Annotated in this window: 17 protein-coding genes; 10 read left to right on the forward strand and 7 right to left on the reverse strand. The window is 67.0% G+C overall.

Features of this window, described 5'->3' with window-relative positions; all coding sequences use genetic code 11:
* The 4 genes from WAX14_RS02270 to WAX14_RS02285 form a co-directional block, all read left to right on the forward strand.
* On the forward strand, positions 1-224 hold a 224-nt coding region (locus WAX14_RS02270; RefSeq protein WP_422626474.1), incomplete at its 5' end, for a WYL domain-containing protein.
* 180 nt (positions 225-404) lie between these two features.
* Positions 405-2063 (forward strand): DNA repair helicase XPB, encoded by a 1659-nt coding sequence (locus WAX14_RS02275; RefSeq protein ID WP_422626475.1) that lies wholly within the window; start codon positions 405-407, stop codon positions 2061-2063.
* Between the two features lie 71 nt (positions 2064-2134).
* Complete coding sequence (locus WAX14_RS02280) at positions 2135-2803, forward strand: DUF3239 domain-containing protein (protein ID WP_422626476.1); 669 nt, start codon at positions 2135-2137, stop codon at positions 2801-2803.
* A gap of 43 nt (positions 2804-2846) precedes the next feature.
* The gene (locus WAX14_RS02285; RefSeq protein ID WP_422626477.1) at positions 2847-3005 is read left to right on the forward strand and encodes a hypothetical protein; all 159 of its coding nucleotides are present in this window, start codon (positions 2847-2849) and stop codon (positions 3003-3005) included.
* 214 nt (positions 3006-3219) lie between these two features.
* Here the strand turns inward: WAX14_RS02285 and WAX14_RS02290 are convergent, their stop codons facing one another.
* From WAX14_RS02290 to WAX14_RS02305, 4 genes are read right to left on the reverse strand one after another with little or no spacing between them, the layout of a single operon-like run.
* Positions 3220-4572 carry an LLM class flavin-dependent oxidoreductase gene (locus WAX14_RS02290; protein ID WP_422626478.1) on the reverse strand — a complete coding sequence of 451 codons (1353 nt, stop codon included), beginning with the start codon at positions 4570-4572 and terminating at the stop codon, positions 3220-3222.
* 44 nt (positions 4573-4616) lie between these two features.
* On the reverse strand, positions 4617-5489 hold the full coding sequence (locus WAX14_RS02295; RefSeq protein ID WP_422626479.1) for an ABC transporter permease: 873 nt from the start codon (positions 5487-5489) through the stop codon (positions 4617-4619).
* Positions 5482-6306: an ABC transporter ATP-binding protein gene (locus WAX14_RS02300; RefSeq protein WP_422626480.1), complete on the reverse strand. Its 825-nt coding sequence runs from the start codon at positions 6304-6306 to the stop codon at positions 5482-5484. The genes WAX14_RS02295 and WAX14_RS02300 overlap by 8 nt, the downstream gene beginning before the upstream one ends.
* A complete protein-coding gene (locus WAX14_RS02305; RefSeq protein WP_422626481.1) occupies positions 6303-7394 on the reverse strand; it encodes an ABC transporter substrate-binding protein in 1092 nt (363 codons plus the stop codon). The genes WAX14_RS02300 and WAX14_RS02305 overlap by 4 nt, the downstream gene beginning before the upstream one ends.
* Before the next feature lie 249 nt (positions 7395-7643).
* On the opposite strand from WAX14_RS02305, the gene WAX14_RS02310 reads away from it, so the two are divergent.
* The 3 genes from WAX14_RS02310 to WAX14_RS02320 all read left to right on the forward strand — a co-directional run bounded on the left by WAX14_RS02310 (position 7644) and on the right by WAX14_RS02320 (position 11169).
* Entirely contained in the window at positions 7644-8324 is a 681-nt protein-coding gene (locus WAX14_RS02310) for a hypothetical protein (protein WP_422626482.1), read from the forward strand.
* Positions 8325-8326: 2 nt separating this feature from the next.
* Entirely contained in the window at positions 8327-10099 is a 1773-nt protein-coding gene (locus WAX14_RS02315) for a GMC family oxidoreductase N-terminal domain-containing protein (RefSeq protein ID WP_422626489.1), read from the forward strand.
* A 116-nt stretch (positions 10100-10215) separates the two neighbouring features.
* The gene (locus WAX14_RS02320) at positions 10216-11169 is read left to right on the forward strand and encodes a sigma-70 family RNA polymerase sigma factor (RefSeq protein ID WP_422626483.1); all 954 of its coding nucleotides are present in this window, start codon (positions 10216-10218) and stop codon (positions 11167-11169) included.
* Here WAX14_RS02320 and WAX14_RS02325 read toward each other — a convergent pair.
* The gene (locus WAX14_RS02325) at positions 11111-11701 is read right to left on the reverse strand and encodes a carboxymuconolactone decarboxylase family protein (protein WP_422626490.1); all 591 of its coding nucleotides are present in this window, start codon (positions 11699-11701) and stop codon (positions 11111-11113) included. The genes WAX14_RS02320 and WAX14_RS02325 overlap by 59 nt on opposite strands.
* Before the next feature lie 128 nt (positions 11702-11829).
* On the opposite strand from WAX14_RS02325, the gene WAX14_RS02330 reads away from it, so the two are divergent.
* Positions 11830-13014 (forward strand): pyridoxal phosphate-dependent aminotransferase, encoded by a 1185-nt coding sequence (locus tag WAX14_RS02330; protein WP_422626484.1) that lies wholly within the window; start codon positions 11830-11832, stop codon positions 13012-13014.
* Between the two features lies 1 nt (position 13015).
* Positions 13016-14011, forward strand: a complete 996-nt coding sequence (locus WAX14_RS02335; protein ID WP_422626485.1) for an AraC family transcriptional regulator — start codon at positions 13016-13018, stop codon at positions 14009-14011.
* Between the two features lie 18 nt (positions 14012-14029).
* Here the strand turns inward: WAX14_RS02335 and WAX14_RS02340 are convergent, their stop codons facing one another.
* Positions 14030-14455, reverse strand: coding sequence for a VOC family protein (locus WAX14_RS02340; RefSeq protein WP_422626486.1), 426 nt, complete (start codon positions 14453-14455; stop codon positions 14030-14032).
* Positions 14456-14485: 30 nt separating this feature from the next.
* The gene (locus WAX14_RS02345; RefSeq protein ID WP_422626487.1) at positions 14486-15529 is read right to left on the reverse strand and encodes a zinc-binding dehydrogenase; all 1044 of its coding nucleotides are present in this window, start codon (positions 15527-15529) and stop codon (positions 14486-14488) included.
* 156 nt (positions 15530-15685) lie between these two features.
* Here WAX14_RS02345 and WAX14_RS02350 point away from each other — a divergent pair.
* Positions 15686-16146: phytanoyl-CoA dioxygenase family protein (locus tag WAX14_RS02350; protein ID WP_422626488.1), on the forward strand; the 461-nt coding region annotated here is incomplete at its 3' end.

Here is a 16146-nt window from a genome sequence, read left to right on the forward strand (position 1 = left end):
GCAGCCGGACCGGCGGCGCCGCGACGATGGCGCTGCTGCAACTCGCCGTACACAGCAGGCGCAGCGTGAGCCTGGGATACGTCGATGCCCAGGGTGTGGCCACCCGGCGCATCGTCGACCCGGTCGCGGTGAGCGGTGGCGCACTCGAGGCGTTCGATTCCGCGGCAGGCACGGTGCGCAGCTTCGTGCTGCATCGGGTCACCTCGGTCGCCCTCGTCGACTGATCGACCCCACCCTCCCCTGAGCGAGTGGTACACCCAGTCGATCGGATGAAGCAGGCGATACATTCGCTCGGGAGACCGGATCAGAGAAGGATCGGAGAAGCACAGAGCTACCGGGTGGCGCGTCACCGCCGCTGTCGGGAGAATGGGAGAGTTCTACCGTTCCCGAGTCAGGAGGCGCCCGTGGCCGACGGACCGTTGATCGTCCAGTCCGACAAGACCCTGCTCCTCGAGGTCGATCACGAACGTGCCGACGCCGCACGCCAGGCGATCGCGCCGTTCGCCGAACTCGAACGCGCGCCCGAGCACGTCCACACCTATCGGGTGACGCCGCTGGCACTGTGGAACGCCCGTGCCGCCGGGCACGACGCCGAGCAGGTCGTCGACGCCCTCGTCACCTATTCGCGGTACGCGGTGCCGCAGCCGCTGCTCGTCGACGTCGTCGACACCATGGCCCGCTACGGACGCCTGCAGCTGGCGAAGAACCCCGCGCACGGGTTGACGTTGGCGAGCACCGATCGCGCGGTGCTCGCGGAGGTGCTGCGCAACAAGAAGATCGCCCCGATGCTCGGGGCGCGCATCGACGACGACACCGTCGTGGTGCATCCGAGCGAGCGCGGCCGACTCAAGCAGATGCTGTTGAAGATCGGGTGGCCCGCGGAGGATCTCGCCGGGTATGTCGACGGTGAGGCGCATCCGATCACCCTCGATTTCGACTCCGACCCGTGGCACCTGCGTGACTACCAGGAATTCGCCGCCGAATCGTTCTGGGCGGGCGGCTCCGGTGTGGTGGTACTGCCGTGCGGCGCCGGCAAGACGATGGTCGGCGCCGCCGCGATGGCGAAAGCGGGCGCGACCACCCTGATCCTCGTGACCAACACCGTCGCGGGCCGCCAGTGGAAGCGGGAGCTGATCGCCCGCACCTCGCTCACCGAGGAGGAGATCGGCGAGTATTCGGGCGAAAAGAAGGAGATCCGGCCGGTCACCATCGCCACCTACCAGGTGATCACCCGCAAGACGAAGGGCGAATACCGCAACCTGGAGTTGTTCGACTCCCGCGACTGGGGTCTGATGATCTACGACGAGGTGCATCTGCTGCCTGCGCCGGTGTTCCGCATGACCGCCGATCTGCAGTCGCGGCGCCGGCTCGGCCTCACCGCGACTCTCGTGCGCGAGGACGGCCGCGAAGGTGATGTGTTCTCGTTGATCGGCCCGAAGCGATACGACGCGCCGTGGAAGGACATCGAGGCGCAGGGCTGGATCGCACCCGCCGACTGTGTGGAGGTGCGGGTCACGCTCACCGACGCCGAACGGATGGCGTATGCGGTCGCCGAACCGGAGGAACGGTACAAGCTGTGTTCGACGGCGCGCACCAAGATTCCGGTGGTGAAGTCGATTCTCGCCAAACACGGCGACGCGCCGACCCTCGTCATCGGCGCCTACCTCGATCAGCTCGACGAACTCGGTGAGGCACTCGACGCGCCGGTGATCAAGGGTTCGACGCGCACGAAGGAACGGGAAGAACTGTTCGACCGGTTCCGCAACGGCGAGTTGAAGGTTCTGGTGGTGTCGAAGGTCGCCAATTTCTCCATCGACCTGCCGGAAGCTTCGGTGGCGGTGCAGGTGTCCGGCACGTTCGGGTCCCGGCAGGAGGAGGCGCAACGTCTCGGCCGATTGCTGCGTCCCAAGCAGGACGGCGGCCAGGCACATTTCTATTCGGTGGTGTCCCGGGACACCCTCGACGCCGAGTACGCGGCACATCGGCAGCGGTTCCTCGCCGAGCAGGGCTACGCGTATCGCATCACCGACGCCGACGATCTGCTGGGTCCGCAGATCGGCTGACGCTCCATTGCGCGCATTCTGCTCGAGGGCGGCGAGGTCGTTCCTCACGCGGTTCCCATATGCTGGACGACGTGCGCCGATTCGAGTTTCCCGTCGACCTGCCCCACGCCAAGTCTGTGAACCAAACCCTCGCCGAGGTGCGAAGCCTGCGGCTCTCGGGGATCGTCGTCGCGCTGTTGTGCGCGGGCGGCGCCGCATGGCTGCTCACGCTCGGCAAGCCGTGGGGGTACATCGTCGGCGCGGTCCTCGTCATCGCGGCCGTGACGTCCGCGTGGGTAGCGTTGTGGGCGCCCCGGAAGGTCGGGTCGGTGCAGGACCTGTATCACGAGAGCCCACTGGTGCCTGCCGTGGTGTCCGAGGTGCGGCCGCGCGGTGTGACCTTGCTGGCACTGGTCGACATCGCCAAGCCCGGCACCACCGACCGTCGGTACGCGCTGGTCACCCGCAACGTTCAGGAGGTGCCCGGCCATCAGAAGCGGGTCGGCGAGCAGGTTCCGTGCGCGGCAGTGCTGTCCGATCGAACGACCCGCAACACAACCGGATCGTGGCAGATGGTCAGCCCGATGCCGATCGCATGGGGCACGAAGGACGCCGCGGTGCTGCGTGAGGCCGCCGCAGCGATCGCCGACGCCGAGTGGACGCTGTTGAAGAGCAAGGTCAAGCTGTCCGAGAAGGTCGGCGCGACCGACGACCACCGACTGATGCTCGATCCAGGAGACCTGCCCGGCGACCTGCGCTGACATGCAGATCACGTCGTCGACGGCCGGGTTTGTTCAACGGACCGTGCCCGACCCGCGCGATGTGGACGCGATCACCGTCGCGTGCCGGGACCGGCAGATCACGGCATGGACGACCGTCCCCGACCCGTACACCCGCGCCGCCGTGGGTGTACGGGTCGGGGACATGCTTTCCGACGGGTGGGCGAATGACGCGCCGACCTGAGCGTCCTGATCCGGGTGGCCCACTACTCGGCGTGGTCGGCTTCCACCACCACGAACGCACAGCACACGAGATCGGCTGGGTCGCACCGGATGCCCGTGGTCTCAGCCTGGCCGCCGCTGTTCGCGGAAGCGACGTACGACACCTCGGGCATCGACCGACCGCCGCCGAGGCACGGTTCGGTTGGTCACCGTATCGACGAGATCGGAGGCCGGTCTCATGCGGTGGCAGCGTCCGACTCGGCGCCAGCGGCGAAGCGGCTCACCGGCCGATCCAGTCCGTAGTGACCGCGCAGGGTCGTGGCGGTGTACTCCGTGCGGAACAGGCCGCGTTCCTGCAGGATCGGCACGACCCGCGTGGTGAAGTCCTCGAGTCCGCCCGGCAGGTACGGCGGCATGACGTTGAAGCCGTCGGCGGCGTCCTGCTCGAACCACAGTTGCAGGTTGTCGGCGACCTGTTCGGCGGTGCCGGCGAAGGTGCGGTGCCCGCGACCGCCGCCGAGCTTGCCGATGAGCTGACGCACGGTCAGCCCCTCGTTCTCGGCGAGGTCCTTGACGAGCTGGTATCGACTCTTGTTGCCCTGGATGTGTTCGATCGGGGGCAGCGGGGGCAGCGGCGCGTCGAGGGCGTGCTCGGTGAGGTCGAGTCCGAGCATCGTGGAGAGTTGCCGCAGCGAATAGGCCGGCGAGATCAGCTCGGTGAATTCCCGCTCGAGCGCCTTCGCCTCGTCCTCCGACGCCCCGATGAACGGCACGATGCCCGGCAGCACCTTCAGTGACCGAGGGTCGCGACCTGCCTTGACGACGCGGGCCTTCAGGTCACGGTAGAACGACTGCCCTTCGGCGAGAGTGCGTTGCGCGGTGAACACCGCTTCGGCGTAGCGGGCCGCGAAATCTTTTCCGCTCTCGGATGATCCGGCCTGAACGAGTACGGGCCGGCCCTGCGGGCTGCGCGGCGAGTTGAGTGGACCGCGTACCGTGAACCGCTCGCCGTCGTGGTCGACGGTGTGCACCTTGCCCGGGTCGGCGAACCGTCCGGTTGCCTCGTCCAACTCGATCGCGTCGTCTTCCCAGCTGTCCCACAGCGACACCGCGACGTCGACGAATTCGGCGGCACGGTCGTATCGTCCGGCGTGGTCCGGGGTGTCGTCGTAACCGAAGTTGCGCGCCTCGTCGGCGCCGCCGGAGGTGACGATGTTCCAGCCGGCGCGACCGCCGCTGATGTGGTCGAGTGAGGCGAACTTACGGGCCAGATTGAACGGCTCGTTGTAGCCGGTGGACGCCGTTGCGATGAGTCCGACATGCTCGGTGACCACGGCCATCGCCGACAGCAGCGTGACCGGCTCGAAGATCGCCTGCGTATTGTGTTCGACGCGCGGCCCGACCGCGAGTCCGTCGGCGAAGAACACCGAGTCGAGCTTGCCGCGCTCGGCGATCTGGGCGAGTTCCTGGAAGTGCTTCACGTCGAGGACGCGGTGCGCTTCGGTGCGCGGGTGACGCCAGGCCGCCTCGTGGTGGCCGACACCCATGAGAAAGGCGTTGAGATGAAACTGCTTGTACGACTGTGACATTCTTGACTACTCCTGTGTATCGGTCGGCGTCGACGCTCGGGTCGTCAGTGCTCCGGTCGCCAGCGCGAGAGCCGGCGTTCGATCGCGACGAGAACACCGTTGAACGCCAGCCCGACCAGGGAGATCGCGATGATGCCGGCGTACATGGCGGGGATCTGGAAGTTCAACTGGGAGGCGGTGATCAGATAGCCGAGACCCGCCTTCGCCCCGACCATCTCGGCGGCGATCAGCACCAGGACGGAGGAGGCCGCGGCCATACGGATACCGGTGAAGATCGTCGGGACCGCAGCCGGGAGGATCACCTTCTGGAACAACCGGTACGACGGCAATCCCAGCGACCGGGCAGACTTGACGAGCAGCGGATCCACCGTGCGCACACCGGAAATGGTGTTGAGCAGGATCGGGAAGGTGCTCGCGTAGACGACCAGCGCAATCTTGGAGGTCTCCCCGATCCCGAGGATGAGCACGAACACGGGCAGTAGCGCGAGAGCCGCGGTGTTGCGGAACAGTTCGAGGATCGGGTTGAGCACTTCGGCGACCGGCCGATACCAGCCGATGGCGACGCCGAGCGGGATCGCGACCAGCAGCGCGATCGAGAATCCGACGAGGGCGCGGGAGAGGCTGGCCCCGAGATGGTCTGCGAGTTGCCCGCTCGTGATCAGGTCGGTCAGCGATCCGAGCACCGTCGACAGCGGGGGCAGGAACACCTCGTCGACGAGACCGAGCCGCGGCGCGGACTCCCACAGGGCAAGGAACGCGAGGATCGCGACGGACGGCTTGGCCGCCTTCCACACCAGGTCACCGGTTCGTCGGACAATACGCCGATCTATCGTCGGATGCGGTGTAGAAACCGGTTTTTCGATGACAACCGGTTCGGTTTCGACGGGCCGCGTCAGGGTTGCGCTCGGGCTAGACATGCTCCACCTCTTCCGTTGCGGCGCCGAGCTCGAGGTCGCGGGCACGCTCGACCTCGGAGTGCAGCAGCGACCAGATTTCGTGCCGGTACTTGCGGAACGCCTCACCGGATCGGACGTCGTCGACGTTCCGGTCGATGTCGATGTCGACGATCGTCTTGATCCGTCCCGGACGGGACGTGAGCACGGCGACGCGTTGCCCCAGATAGATGGCCTCGTCGATGCCGTGTGTGATGAACAGGATGGTCTTGCCGGTTTCGCGCTGGATCCGCAACAGCTCGTCCTGCAACGATTCACGGGTCTGGGCGTCGAGTGCCGCGAACGGTTCGTCCATGAGCAGGACTTCGGGATCGAATGCGAGGCTGCGGGCGATCGCGACACGCTGTTTCATGCCACCGGACAACTCGTGCGGGTAGCGGTCTCCGAAACCTGCCAGGCCGACGAGTTCGAGGTAGTGGTCGGCGAGCAGCCGGCGCTGCTTCTTCGGCAGACCCTTGGTTTCGAGACCGAACTCGATGTTGGTCCGCGCCGTGCGCCACGGCAGCAGAGCATACTGCTGGAACACGATTCCTCGGTCCAATCCCGGTCCTGAGATCGGCCGGCCGTCCAGCAGTATCCGGCCCGACGTGGGTTCGCTGAGACCGCCGAGCAGATCGAGCAGGGTGGATTTGCCGCACCCACTGGGGCCCACCAGGACCAGGAACTTTCCTTCGACGAGATCGATGCTGACATCGTCGAGTGCGGTGAAACTGTCGTCGCTTCCGCGCACTGCGAAGTGCTTGGTCACGTGCTCCAGGCGGAGTTTCGGGGTGACACTCACTTGGCCGCCTCCTCGACGGGATCGCCGTTCGGACCACTTGCGGGATCGTAAGTTCCGTTGGCATAGGGGTTGAATTCGTTGGTGTAGATGTCAGCGGGGGTGAACCTGCCGGCCTCGAGCTCACCGTTGCGGGTCAGCCAGTCCAACCACGTCTGGATCTCCTGATCGGTGACGACACCGCCTGGACCGGCAACGCCGGCGCTCTTCCAGTAGTCGACGAGATCGGTGTTCTCGTTGCGTCCGCGGGCGGTGATGATGTCCTTGTACTGTGCGATCACCTCGTCGCGCGGGGTGATCTGCGCCCACCGGGTCGCCCGGGCTGTGCCTTGTACGAAATCTGCTACTGCATCTCGGTTTTCGGCGATGAAATCGTCGCGGAACACCTGTGTTCCGTAGGTGAAGGCACCGAACAGGGACTCGTCGGTGAACAGGGGGCGGATGCCGCCCCGCTCGACCGCCGTCTCGCGGAACACACTGCCGAGCGTGCCCACGTCGATCTGGCCTTCCCGCAGCGCCTGTTCGGTGTTCACCGGCGGCACCACGATCAACTCGACCTGTTTGATCTCGTCTGACGTAAGCCCTTCCCGTGCAAGCCATTCCCTGACCAGGAACTCGTGGTGTGCGCCGAGGGTGTTCATTCCGACCTTCTTGCCGATCAGGTCCCGCGCGCCACGGATCGGGCTGTCGTCGAGGACGTAGTACCCGTTGAACGTCTCGCTGTCGGAACCGTAGTAGCCGAGCACCGAAGTGATCGGCGAGTTCGCGGCCTGGAGCTTGATGACGGCGCCGTTGAATGCGCCCCCGAAATCGGTCTGTCCCGTCGCGGTGTTCTGGATGGACTGGGGGCCGCTGGTGTTGTCCCCGATCCAGTCGAGTTGGATCGTGTCGAAGTACCCGAGTGCTTCGGCAAGCTCCGGGTAGGTGACCTGAGAGGCCGTCCCCTCGTACCGCAGGACGGTTCGGCCGTCGTCGGTCTTGGTGACGTCGGAACCCGACGAGCACGCCGCCGCGGCGGACGTGACGGTGAACAGTGCGGCGGCGACGGCAACCGCCCGGATCATGGGGGCGCGCAGCGTGAAAGGTGACATCGTGAAGGCTGTTCCTTGTGTGGGATGGAGGCACCGAGGCATCCTGGCCACGGTGCCGATACGTCGACGGTCGCTGGGTCAGCGACAACACTCCGGACACGTGGACACGGCGTTCTCCTCTACGGCGATGTGATGTCACCCAGAGTGCGGTCTGACCGCGACTGGTTCAACGGTTCTGTGCAGCATGATCGGAAGGCTCGGCCGGCTACCCCTAAGCTCGATCGGACGATCGACGAGACTGGAGTGCACGTGGGCGTATCCGACGACCTGATCTGGAACCGGCGGCGGTTCCTGGCCGGCATGGCCGGAACCGCGGCGGCCCTGATGGGGGTGACCTGCCTGTTCGCGGCCGAGGCGACGGCGCAGCCCGCTGCCGGCGCCCCACCTGTCCGTGACACCATCGGCGGTGTCCTGGCGTTCGTCGTCCCCGGGAACGACCCGTACTCACGTCACCAGGGGATGTCCACCGATCGTGTCGGCGGCGCCACCGACGGTGCCGTGGCCTCGCTCGAGCGCACCTTCGACAGTGCGTCACCGATACCGCTTCTGGGCGAGGCAGCCGGGAATCTGCCCGGTGCCGCCGCGGTCGCCGCCCTGCTCAACATGTACGCGGTGACCGTCGACGCACGTTCGGTCGCCGGTCCGTTCGCGGCACCGTTCGCGAATCTGGACCATGCCGCGAAGGCCAGTGTCTTCGAACTGATGGACACCGACCCGCAGTTCTCCGACACGATGCTCACCTATGTGGTCAACGCGATTCCCACCCTCGCGGCGTTCGCGGCGTTCTCGGAGACGTCCGCATTCGACCGTGAGCGCCGGGTCCTCACCGGCCGGCCCGCCGGGTGGGACCTGACCCGATACGACGGTGTGGGCGACGGGTGGGACGAATTCGACGGCTACTACCGCGGCGTCGACCGGATCGGGGAATGAGCATGCGGGACGTGATCGTGATCGGCGCCGGTGGCGGCGGCCCCGTCGTCGCGAAGGAACTGGCAGCGCGCGGACTGGATGTGCTCGTCGTCGAGGCCGGCCCGCGATTCGCGAATCCGGAAAGCGAGTGGACCCACTTCGAGGACGACGCGAACAATCCCGTCACCGGATTTCTCCGGCAGGGCCCCGGCGACCGATCGCGGACCCCGTGGCTGCGTGACCTGCCGCAGAACTCGTACACCTGGCAGGTTGCCGGTGTCGGCGGGACGACGGTCAACTACTTCGGCAACTCACCGCGCGCGCTACCCGGCGTGTTCGCCGGATACGACGGCGCGGACCGTGCCCTGTACGACACCGACCATCTGTTCCCGTTCGGATACGACGAACTCCGCCGCTACTACGAGTGGGCCGAGGCGACGCTGCCGGTGCAGACCGCCCCGATGGGCACGAAGGAGCGGATCTTCCTGCGCGGTGCGGCCGCGCTCGGATTGCCGCATCAGACGACGCACGATACGACGGTCGCGGCCCACCGCGCCCAGCAGAACGCGATCCTGCAGCCCGGTGGCACCGCCGGACGCACCCGCGATCCGCAGCGACTGCGGCATCCCGAGGCGCAGGGCTGCACGATGTGCGGTCACTGCTATCAGGGCTGCTACCTGCCGGCGGGAGCGCCACGGAACCTGAAAGCGAAACGGTCTACGGACAATTCGTATGTTCCGATGATGCTCACCGCGGCGGAATGGTCACCGCACGGGCGTGCCGCGACATTGGTCACCGACGCAACCGTCACGAGAATCCTCGTCGAGGACGTGGGCGGTGAGACGACCGCGCGCGGGGTGCGGTTCCGCACGACCGGCGACGAGGAACACGAGGAACGCGCACACGTCGTGGTACTCGCGGCGGGCGCGGTCGAATCACCGCGGTTGTGGCTGGCATCGGAATTGCCGAACCCGAACGACTGGGTGGGTCGCGGCCTGACGGATCACCACATGGACGCGGTGTTCGGGGTGTTCGACGAAGACACCGGACAGAGCAAGGGCGCCGGATCCAATGCGCGGGTCGATCTGCCCGGCTACGGCGGTATCGAGCAGGTCGGGATGCCCCCGGCGTTGCAGGCATATTCGTTGGCATTCAGCGATTCCGGTATCCACGGGTACGGCCGGGCGGGCGGCGTCGTCGACGATGCGGGCGCCGACAGTCTCGGTCGGCTGGTGGGCCGGGACCTGCTCGGCACCCTCGACGACGCCAACCGGACGTTGGTGGCGCTGGTGATCACCGACGACGACGTCGAACCGGACAATCGTGTCACCCGTTCCCAGGTGTTGACTCCGGACGAGGGTGGTCTCGCACCGAAAGTGACGATGCGGCACCGTCATCGGTCCGAACGTACGCGCCGGAACCGGGAATACTGCACCCGCAAGGCTGTCGAATTGATGCGCGCCGCAGGTGCGAGAACCGTGCATCGCTGCGACTGGCCGCCGTTGATCCTGCACGCACACTCGAGCATGCGGATAGGGGCGAGCGAGGACGACTCGGTGCTGGATGCATCGGGCGAGGCACGGTGGGTGAAACGCCTTTTCGTGGCGGATAATTCGGCGCTGGCGAACTCGCTGGGCGGGCCGAATCCGACGTTGACGACGCAGGCGCTGGCGACCCGCACGTCGGAGGCGATCTTCCGCACCTATTTCGGCGGCGAGCCGTGGGTGGGACGCGAGAACCCGGTGTCGTCCATCGACGACCGGGTCACCGCGGCGGTGATCGCGCACGACTTGTGACACCGGCGTGGTGCCACCGCCGAGTGTGCACTTCTTGTCGACATTTTCGACATTCTTCGACAGAAAGTGCACACTCGACCGCTGTCATCAGCCGCTGTCGCCGTAGCATCGGTGCCATGCGCGCTCCGTCGCTCGTCGACTCGTTCGAGGAACACCGGCCCCACCTGCTGTCCGTCGCATACCGGCTCACCGGCAGCGTCGCCGACGCCGAGGACGCCGTCCAGGATGCGTGGCTGCGCCTGGACGGCACCGACGCCGACCGCATCGACGACCTGCGCGCCTGGCTGACCACCGTGGTCGGGCACCTGTGCCTGGACCGACTCCGCTCCGCGGCGGTCCGGCGGGAACAGTATGTCGGCCAGTGGTTGCCCGAGCCGATCGTCACTCCGCTGTCGGGTTCCGTTCCCCCGGACCCGCTCGAGCAGGTGGTCCGCTTCGAAGACAACCGCCTCGCCGCACTCGTCGTGCTCGACACCCTCACGCCCGCGCAGCGTGTCGCATTCGTGCTGCACGACGTGTTCGCGGTGCCGTTCGGCGAGATCGCGGCGATCCTCGGCGTGGAACCGCCCGCGGCCCGGCAACTCGCGTCCCGCTCGCGGCGACTCGTCGGTGCCGCTCCGCCACCCGCCGGCGACGACGAACACAACGCGGCAGTCCAGCGACTCCTCGAAGCCATCGCCGCCGGGGACCTCGCCGCGGTCGTCGCATCGCTGCACCCCGACGCCCGGATGATCGGGGACGCGAACGGGACCACCAACACGGCCGTCAACGTCATCGTCGGGCCGGACAAGACAGCCCGATTCTTCCTGGGTCTGCTCCAGCGGTACGGCCCCGATGCGCTGCTCACGTACACGCCGGTCCTGGTCAACGGGCAACTCGGCTTCGTCACTCCGGGATCCCCCGGAGACGGTACCCACCGGGCCTACGCGGGCCGGGTCCTCGGATGCACCGTCGTCGACGGGTACGTGTGGGCGGCGTACGACTTCGCCAATCCCGACAAGCTGCGACGCGTCAAGGTGCCGTCGCCGTGGACTGATCGGCCCACGGAACGCGGCACGCATCGGTACTGAACCCCTGATCGTGGATGCCCAGCGCCGCGTACATGCGGGCGCGCATGTTCTCCAAGCCGATCTGATAGGTCAGTTCGACGAGCCCGGCCCGCCCGAAACGGCGTTCGAGGTCGGCGACCTGCTCGTCGGTGACATCGTCACGGACGTTGCCGGTCATCGCGTCCGCGTACCCGATGGCGGCGCGTTCGTCGTCGCTGTACAGCTCCGAGGACGCGTAGTCGGCGATGTGTTCGAGCCGGTCGATGTCGAGACCGTCGAGACGTTGCAGCATGGTGCCGAAGTCGATGCACCACGAGCAGCCGATGTTCCAGGCGGTGCGGTACACGGCGATCTCGCGCACATTCTTCGGCAGTACCTTCGACGCACGCTGCGCGAGCAGTTCGTGCACGGCGCTGCTGCGCATGAGGCTCGGATGGTGGGCGAGCACCGTGAACGGTTCGGGCACCTCCCCGAACATGCGCGCCGCCATCTTGTAGGAGGCCTTCGTCGCAAGGCTGGCCTGGTCGGGGGTCACCGCGGGAATGCGAGCCATCATCGTCTCCGATCGTCACCGGCCCCGGGTGGGCCGCTTACCTCGTCGGACGAGGTAGCCTTCCGGAATGTGACTGCACTGCCGGATCGACCTCACCGCGCCCCCGCTACGCTGGCAAAATGGCAGCGATGACGTCTCCACGACCGGTCCGCACGGTCAGCAGGCTCCGGCCGTTCGCTTCCACGATCTTCGCCGAGATGACGGCCCTGGCCGTTGCGCACGACGCGGTGAACCTCGGCCAGGGCTTTCCCGACACCGACGGTCCCGCGGCGATGCTCGACGTGGCCCGCACGGCCATCGCGGACGGTGTCAACCAATACCCGCCCGGCCCCGGCATGCCGGAATTGCGTCGCGCGATCACCGCCGACCGCGCCGCCCGGTACGGACTCGACTACGACCCGGACAGCGAGGTGCTGGTCACCGTCGGTGCGACCGAGGCGATCAGCGCCGCGATTCTCGGGCTCGTCGAACCGGGTGACGAGGTGCTGATCACCGAGCCGTACTACGACTCGTACGCCGCGTCGGTGGCGCTGGCCGGGGCGACCAGGCGCGCGGTCCCGCTGGAACGGTCCGGGTCCGGTTTCGTGCTCGACGTCGACGCGTTGCGCGCCGCGATCACCGACCGCACCCGCATGCTGATCGTCAACACCCCGCACAACCCGACGGGCACCGTGTACGACGACGCGACGCTGACCGCAGTTGCCGAACTCGCGTGCGAACATGATCTGCTGGTGCTGTCCGACGAGGTGTACGAGCATCTGGTGTTCGACGGTCGCCGGCACACACCGCTCGCGTCGCTGCCCGGCATGGCCGAACGCACCGTCACCGTCTCGAGTGCGGCGAAGACGTTCAACGTGACCGGGTGGAAGACCGGCTGGGCACTCGGTCCACGCGAACTCATCGATGCGGTCCGCACAGCCAAGCAATACATGTCGTTCGTCGCCGGAGCACCGTTCCAGCCTGCGGTCGCCTACGCGCTGAACCATGAGCAGGCATGGGTTACTGCCCAACGCGACGACCTGCAGCGCCGTCGCGACCTGCTGTCCACGGCGCTGGCCGATGCCGGTTTCGGTGTGCTCGATTCGGCTGGAACATATTTCGTGTGCGCCGACATCACCCCGATCGGCGCGACCGACGGTATCGAATTCTGCCGCACCCTGCCCGAGCGGATCGGTGTCGCGGCCGTCCCGGTGAGTGTGTTCACCGATCATCCCGACCGGTGGAATCATCTGGTGCGGTTTGCGTTCTGCAAACGCGACGACGTTCTCGCCGAGGCCGTCCGGCGGTTGCGGACCCTGCAGGAGGCGCGCTGACGTGTCGGCCCCCACGATCCCGTCCGACTTCGTGAGCCGAGCGGTCCAGGTCGCCGCTGCCGGCGGCATCGACCTGGCACCGGCGCTGGATGCGGCCCGCATCAGCCGGGCGGTGCTGGCACAGCCCCATGCTCGCCTGACACCCGAGCAAGTCAGCAAGTTCACGCAGATGGCCTGGCTGATCACCGACGACGAATTGTTCGGCCTCGGTGAGGGGCCGGTCCCGCGCGGATCGTTCCGGGTGATGTGCCTGACCCTGATCCACTGCCCCGACTTGGCGCACGCTCTGACCCGGATGGTCGAGGTGAACCGTGTCATGCGGACACTACCTGCACTGACGTTGACCGTCGGTCCCGCGACGACTCACCTCGAAGTCGCGCTACCCGACGTCGCCACCGAGAAAACGCGGGTGACCGTGGATTTTCTGCTGATGCTGCTGCACCGCTTCGCCGCGTGGCTCGTCGGTGGCCGGGTACGTCTGGAATCGGTGGCGCTGCCGTATCCGCAACCCGATCCGGTCCTCGCCCGCAGCTATGACGCGATCTTCGGTGTTCCCGTCACGTTCGGCGCCGATCGTGCTTCCCTCGAAATCGACAATTCTGCGCTGCGATCCCCGCTCGTGCAGTCCGAGAGCAGTCTCGAAGAATACCTTCGGGAATCACCGAATCTCATGCTGTCCGAACGCGATTACGAGTCGACGGCGGCAGCCCAGGTCCGCCGCATCTTCGAATCGGGCATCACAGGACGGACGGCAGGCGCGGAGGACGTCGCCGACATGCTGTCGGTGAGCGCTCCGCACCTGCGTCGTCTGCTGCGCCAGGAGGGCACGTCGCTGGGCCGGCTACGCGAGGAGGTGCTGCGTGACGCGGCAGTCGCCGGGCTGCGACGCGGCGAGTCGGTGGACCACTTGTCCGCCCGGCTCGGCTTCTCCGAACCGAGCGCGTTTCGGCGCGCGTTCAAGCGCTGGACCGGGTCCACCCCGCGCAACTACCGCTGACTGCCAGGCCACCGAGTATCAGGCCACGCAGAACTCGTTCCCTTCCGGATCTGTCATCGTGACCCATTCGTAGGGTCCCTGGCTCTCCCGGTACAGGACGGTGGCGCCGGCGGCGACGAGCCTGTCGACGACGACATCGCGGTCTGCACCGACACGAATGTCGAAGTGCATCCGGTTCTTCACCGTCTTGCCCTCCGACACGAGTTGGAACAGCACCCGCGGCCGGGCCGGCGTCTCCGGATCGGAAATCGCGGCACCGATCTTCCACACGAGCGCGCCCTCGAAGAACTCGGTGTCGTCCTCACTGGCATGTCCCGCGGCGATGAGACCGCGGATGAACTTCTCGTCGCTCGGCTCGACCCGCCAGCCCAGCGCTTCCGCCCACCATTTGGCCTGCGCGTGCGGGGTGTTCGAATCGATGGTCACCTGAAATTCGTATCCCATGCGGCGACGGTACTGCCCACCCCCGACACGTCACGGTCGGACGAGGATCCGGATCGGGTTGCCGACGTGGTTGTGGAGCTTCTCGATCCCCTCGGCGACGTTCTCCAGCGGGACGATCTCACTGATCGAGCGGGACAGGTCGAGCCTGCCGCGCGAGACGAGTTCGGCGAGAACCTCGATGTCGACGTTCTTGTAGCCGAGGTGCCCGAGCACCTGCTTCTGCGACAACCCGAACAGTGCGGTGGGGCCGAGCGATGCTTCCTGGCCGCTGAGCCCGACCACTACCACCCGCCCGCCACGGCGCACCGACGCGAGCGCTTGATCGAACGTCACCTTCAGTCCGGCCGAGTCGAACGCGACGTCGAGACGCTTGCCGCCCGTGGCCTCGGCGATCTTGGCCGGCAGGTCGGCGTCGCGGGTGTCGAACGCGTAGTCCGCACCGAGTTCGAGAGCCCGGTCGAGAACGGCGGGGTCGATGTCGAGGGCGATGACCGGGACTGCGCCGACGAGCCGTGCGAGTTGCACGATGTGGGTGCCGACGCCGCCGACGCCCCACACACCGACGGCCTCACCGACCCGGACCTGGCCGGTCCGCACCACCGCGCCGTAGGGCGTCGACACGGCGTCGGCGAGGATCGCGGCCTGCTCGAACGAGACGTTGTCGGGAATGCGGGTGAGGCCCCCGGCCTGCGCGACGGTGTACTCCGCCCACGCGCCGTCGTAGGCGAATGCCATCAACTGAATGTTCTCGCAATTCGTCAGATCACCGCGCCTGCAGCTGCGACACCGGAAGCACGGGCGTCCGGCGGACGGGATCACGCGGTCGCCGACCTCCCATCCGGTGACACCGGCACCGAGGGCGGCGATGGTTCCCGAGGCCTCGTGCCCCTGCGTGACGACGGGCAGCATCGGGGGGAAGGTACCGTCGATCAGGCTCAGGTCGGAATGGCAGATCCCGCAGTACTCGACCTTGACCAGCACTTCGCCGGCTCCCGGCGTTGGGATCGGAATATCCTCCAGCACAGTGGTTTTGGTGTCGGCATGGAAGCGCGCTGCACGCATCGTCTCGGCCATCGTCCCTCGTCCGTTCGGCAACCGTGGTCGACAGCGACGATACGCCCGACAACGGGCACCGGATACTCGAACGACGCCCATCGGGTTGCATTCGTGAACGTCCGATGAGAGCGTCGGAACAAACCGTCATCGATTCACGAGAGGGTGATGGGCGCAATGCGCACGACCGCCGTCGACACCTACGCGACCCGGAACTGCACGAACGACACCGTCACGGTGGCCCGTCCCGATCCCGTCGTCTGGGGTCCGGCGGCAGACGGCCCACTGGAGGTGACCGCGGTCGAGGAGTACGACCGGCGCGGATTCCACACCGTCGACGCACTGCTCGAGGCGCACGACGTGGCCGCACTGCTCGCCGAGACCACGCGGCTGGGGCACGAATCGGCCGGCGACGAACGGGTGGTACGTGAGGGCGGGAACGGCGACGTCCGGTCCGTGTTCGATGTCCATCGGCTCAGCGCAGTCGTGGCCGAGATAATCCGTCGACCCGAGATCGTGGGTATTGCACGGCAACTCCTCGGGTCCGAGGTGTACGTCCACCAGTCCCGGCTCAATCTCAAACCGGGCTTCCACGGCGGCCCGTTCTATTGGCACTCGGACTTCGAGACGTGGGGGGG

It is taken from the genome of Rhodococcus sp. (in: high G+C Gram-positive bacteria), from assembly GCF_049299235.1.
In the GTDB taxonomy this organism is placed as follows: Bacteria; Actinomycetota; Actinomycetes; order Mycobacteriales; family Mycobacteriaceae; genus Rhodococcus.

Bases quoted from the DNA above. Each gene is read 5' to 3' on its own strand.
- WAX14_RS02330 (WP_422626484.1), top strand. From the start codon at position 11,830: ATGACGTCTCCACGACCGGTCCGCACGGTCAGCAGGCTCCGGCCGTTC.
- WAX14_RS02295 (WP_422626479.1), bottom strand. From the start codon at position 5,489: ATGTCTAGCCCGAGCGCAACCCTGACGCGGCCCGTCGAAACCGAACCG.
- WAX14_RS02340 (WP_422626486.1), bottom strand. From the start codon at position 14,455: ATGGGATACGAATTTCAGGTGACCATCGATTCGAACACCCCGCACGCG.
- WAX14_RS02315 (WP_422626489.1), top strand. From the start codon at position 8,327: ATGCGGGACGTGATCGTGATCGGCGCCGGTGGCGGCGGCCCCGTCGTC.
- WAX14_RS02305 (WP_422626481.1), bottom strand. From the start codon at position 7,394: ATGTCACCTTTCACGCTGCGCGCCCCCATGATCCGGGCGGTTGCCGTC.
- WAX14_RS02325 (WP_422626490.1), bottom strand. From the start codon at position 11,701: ATGGCTCGCATTCCCGCGGTGACCCCCGACCAGGCCAGCCTTGCGACG.
- WAX14_RS02290 (WP_422626478.1), bottom strand. From the start codon at position 4,572: ATGTCACAGTCGTACAAGCAGTTTCATCTCAACGCCTTTCTCATGGGT.
- WAX14_RS02345 (WP_422626487.1), bottom strand. From the start codon at position 15,529: ATGGCCGAGACGATGCGTGCAGCGCGCTTCCATGCCGACACCAAAACC.
- WAX14_RS02320 (WP_422626483.1), top strand. From the start codon at position 10,216: ATGCGCGCTCCGTCGCTCGTCGACTCGTTCGAGGAACACCGGCCCCAC.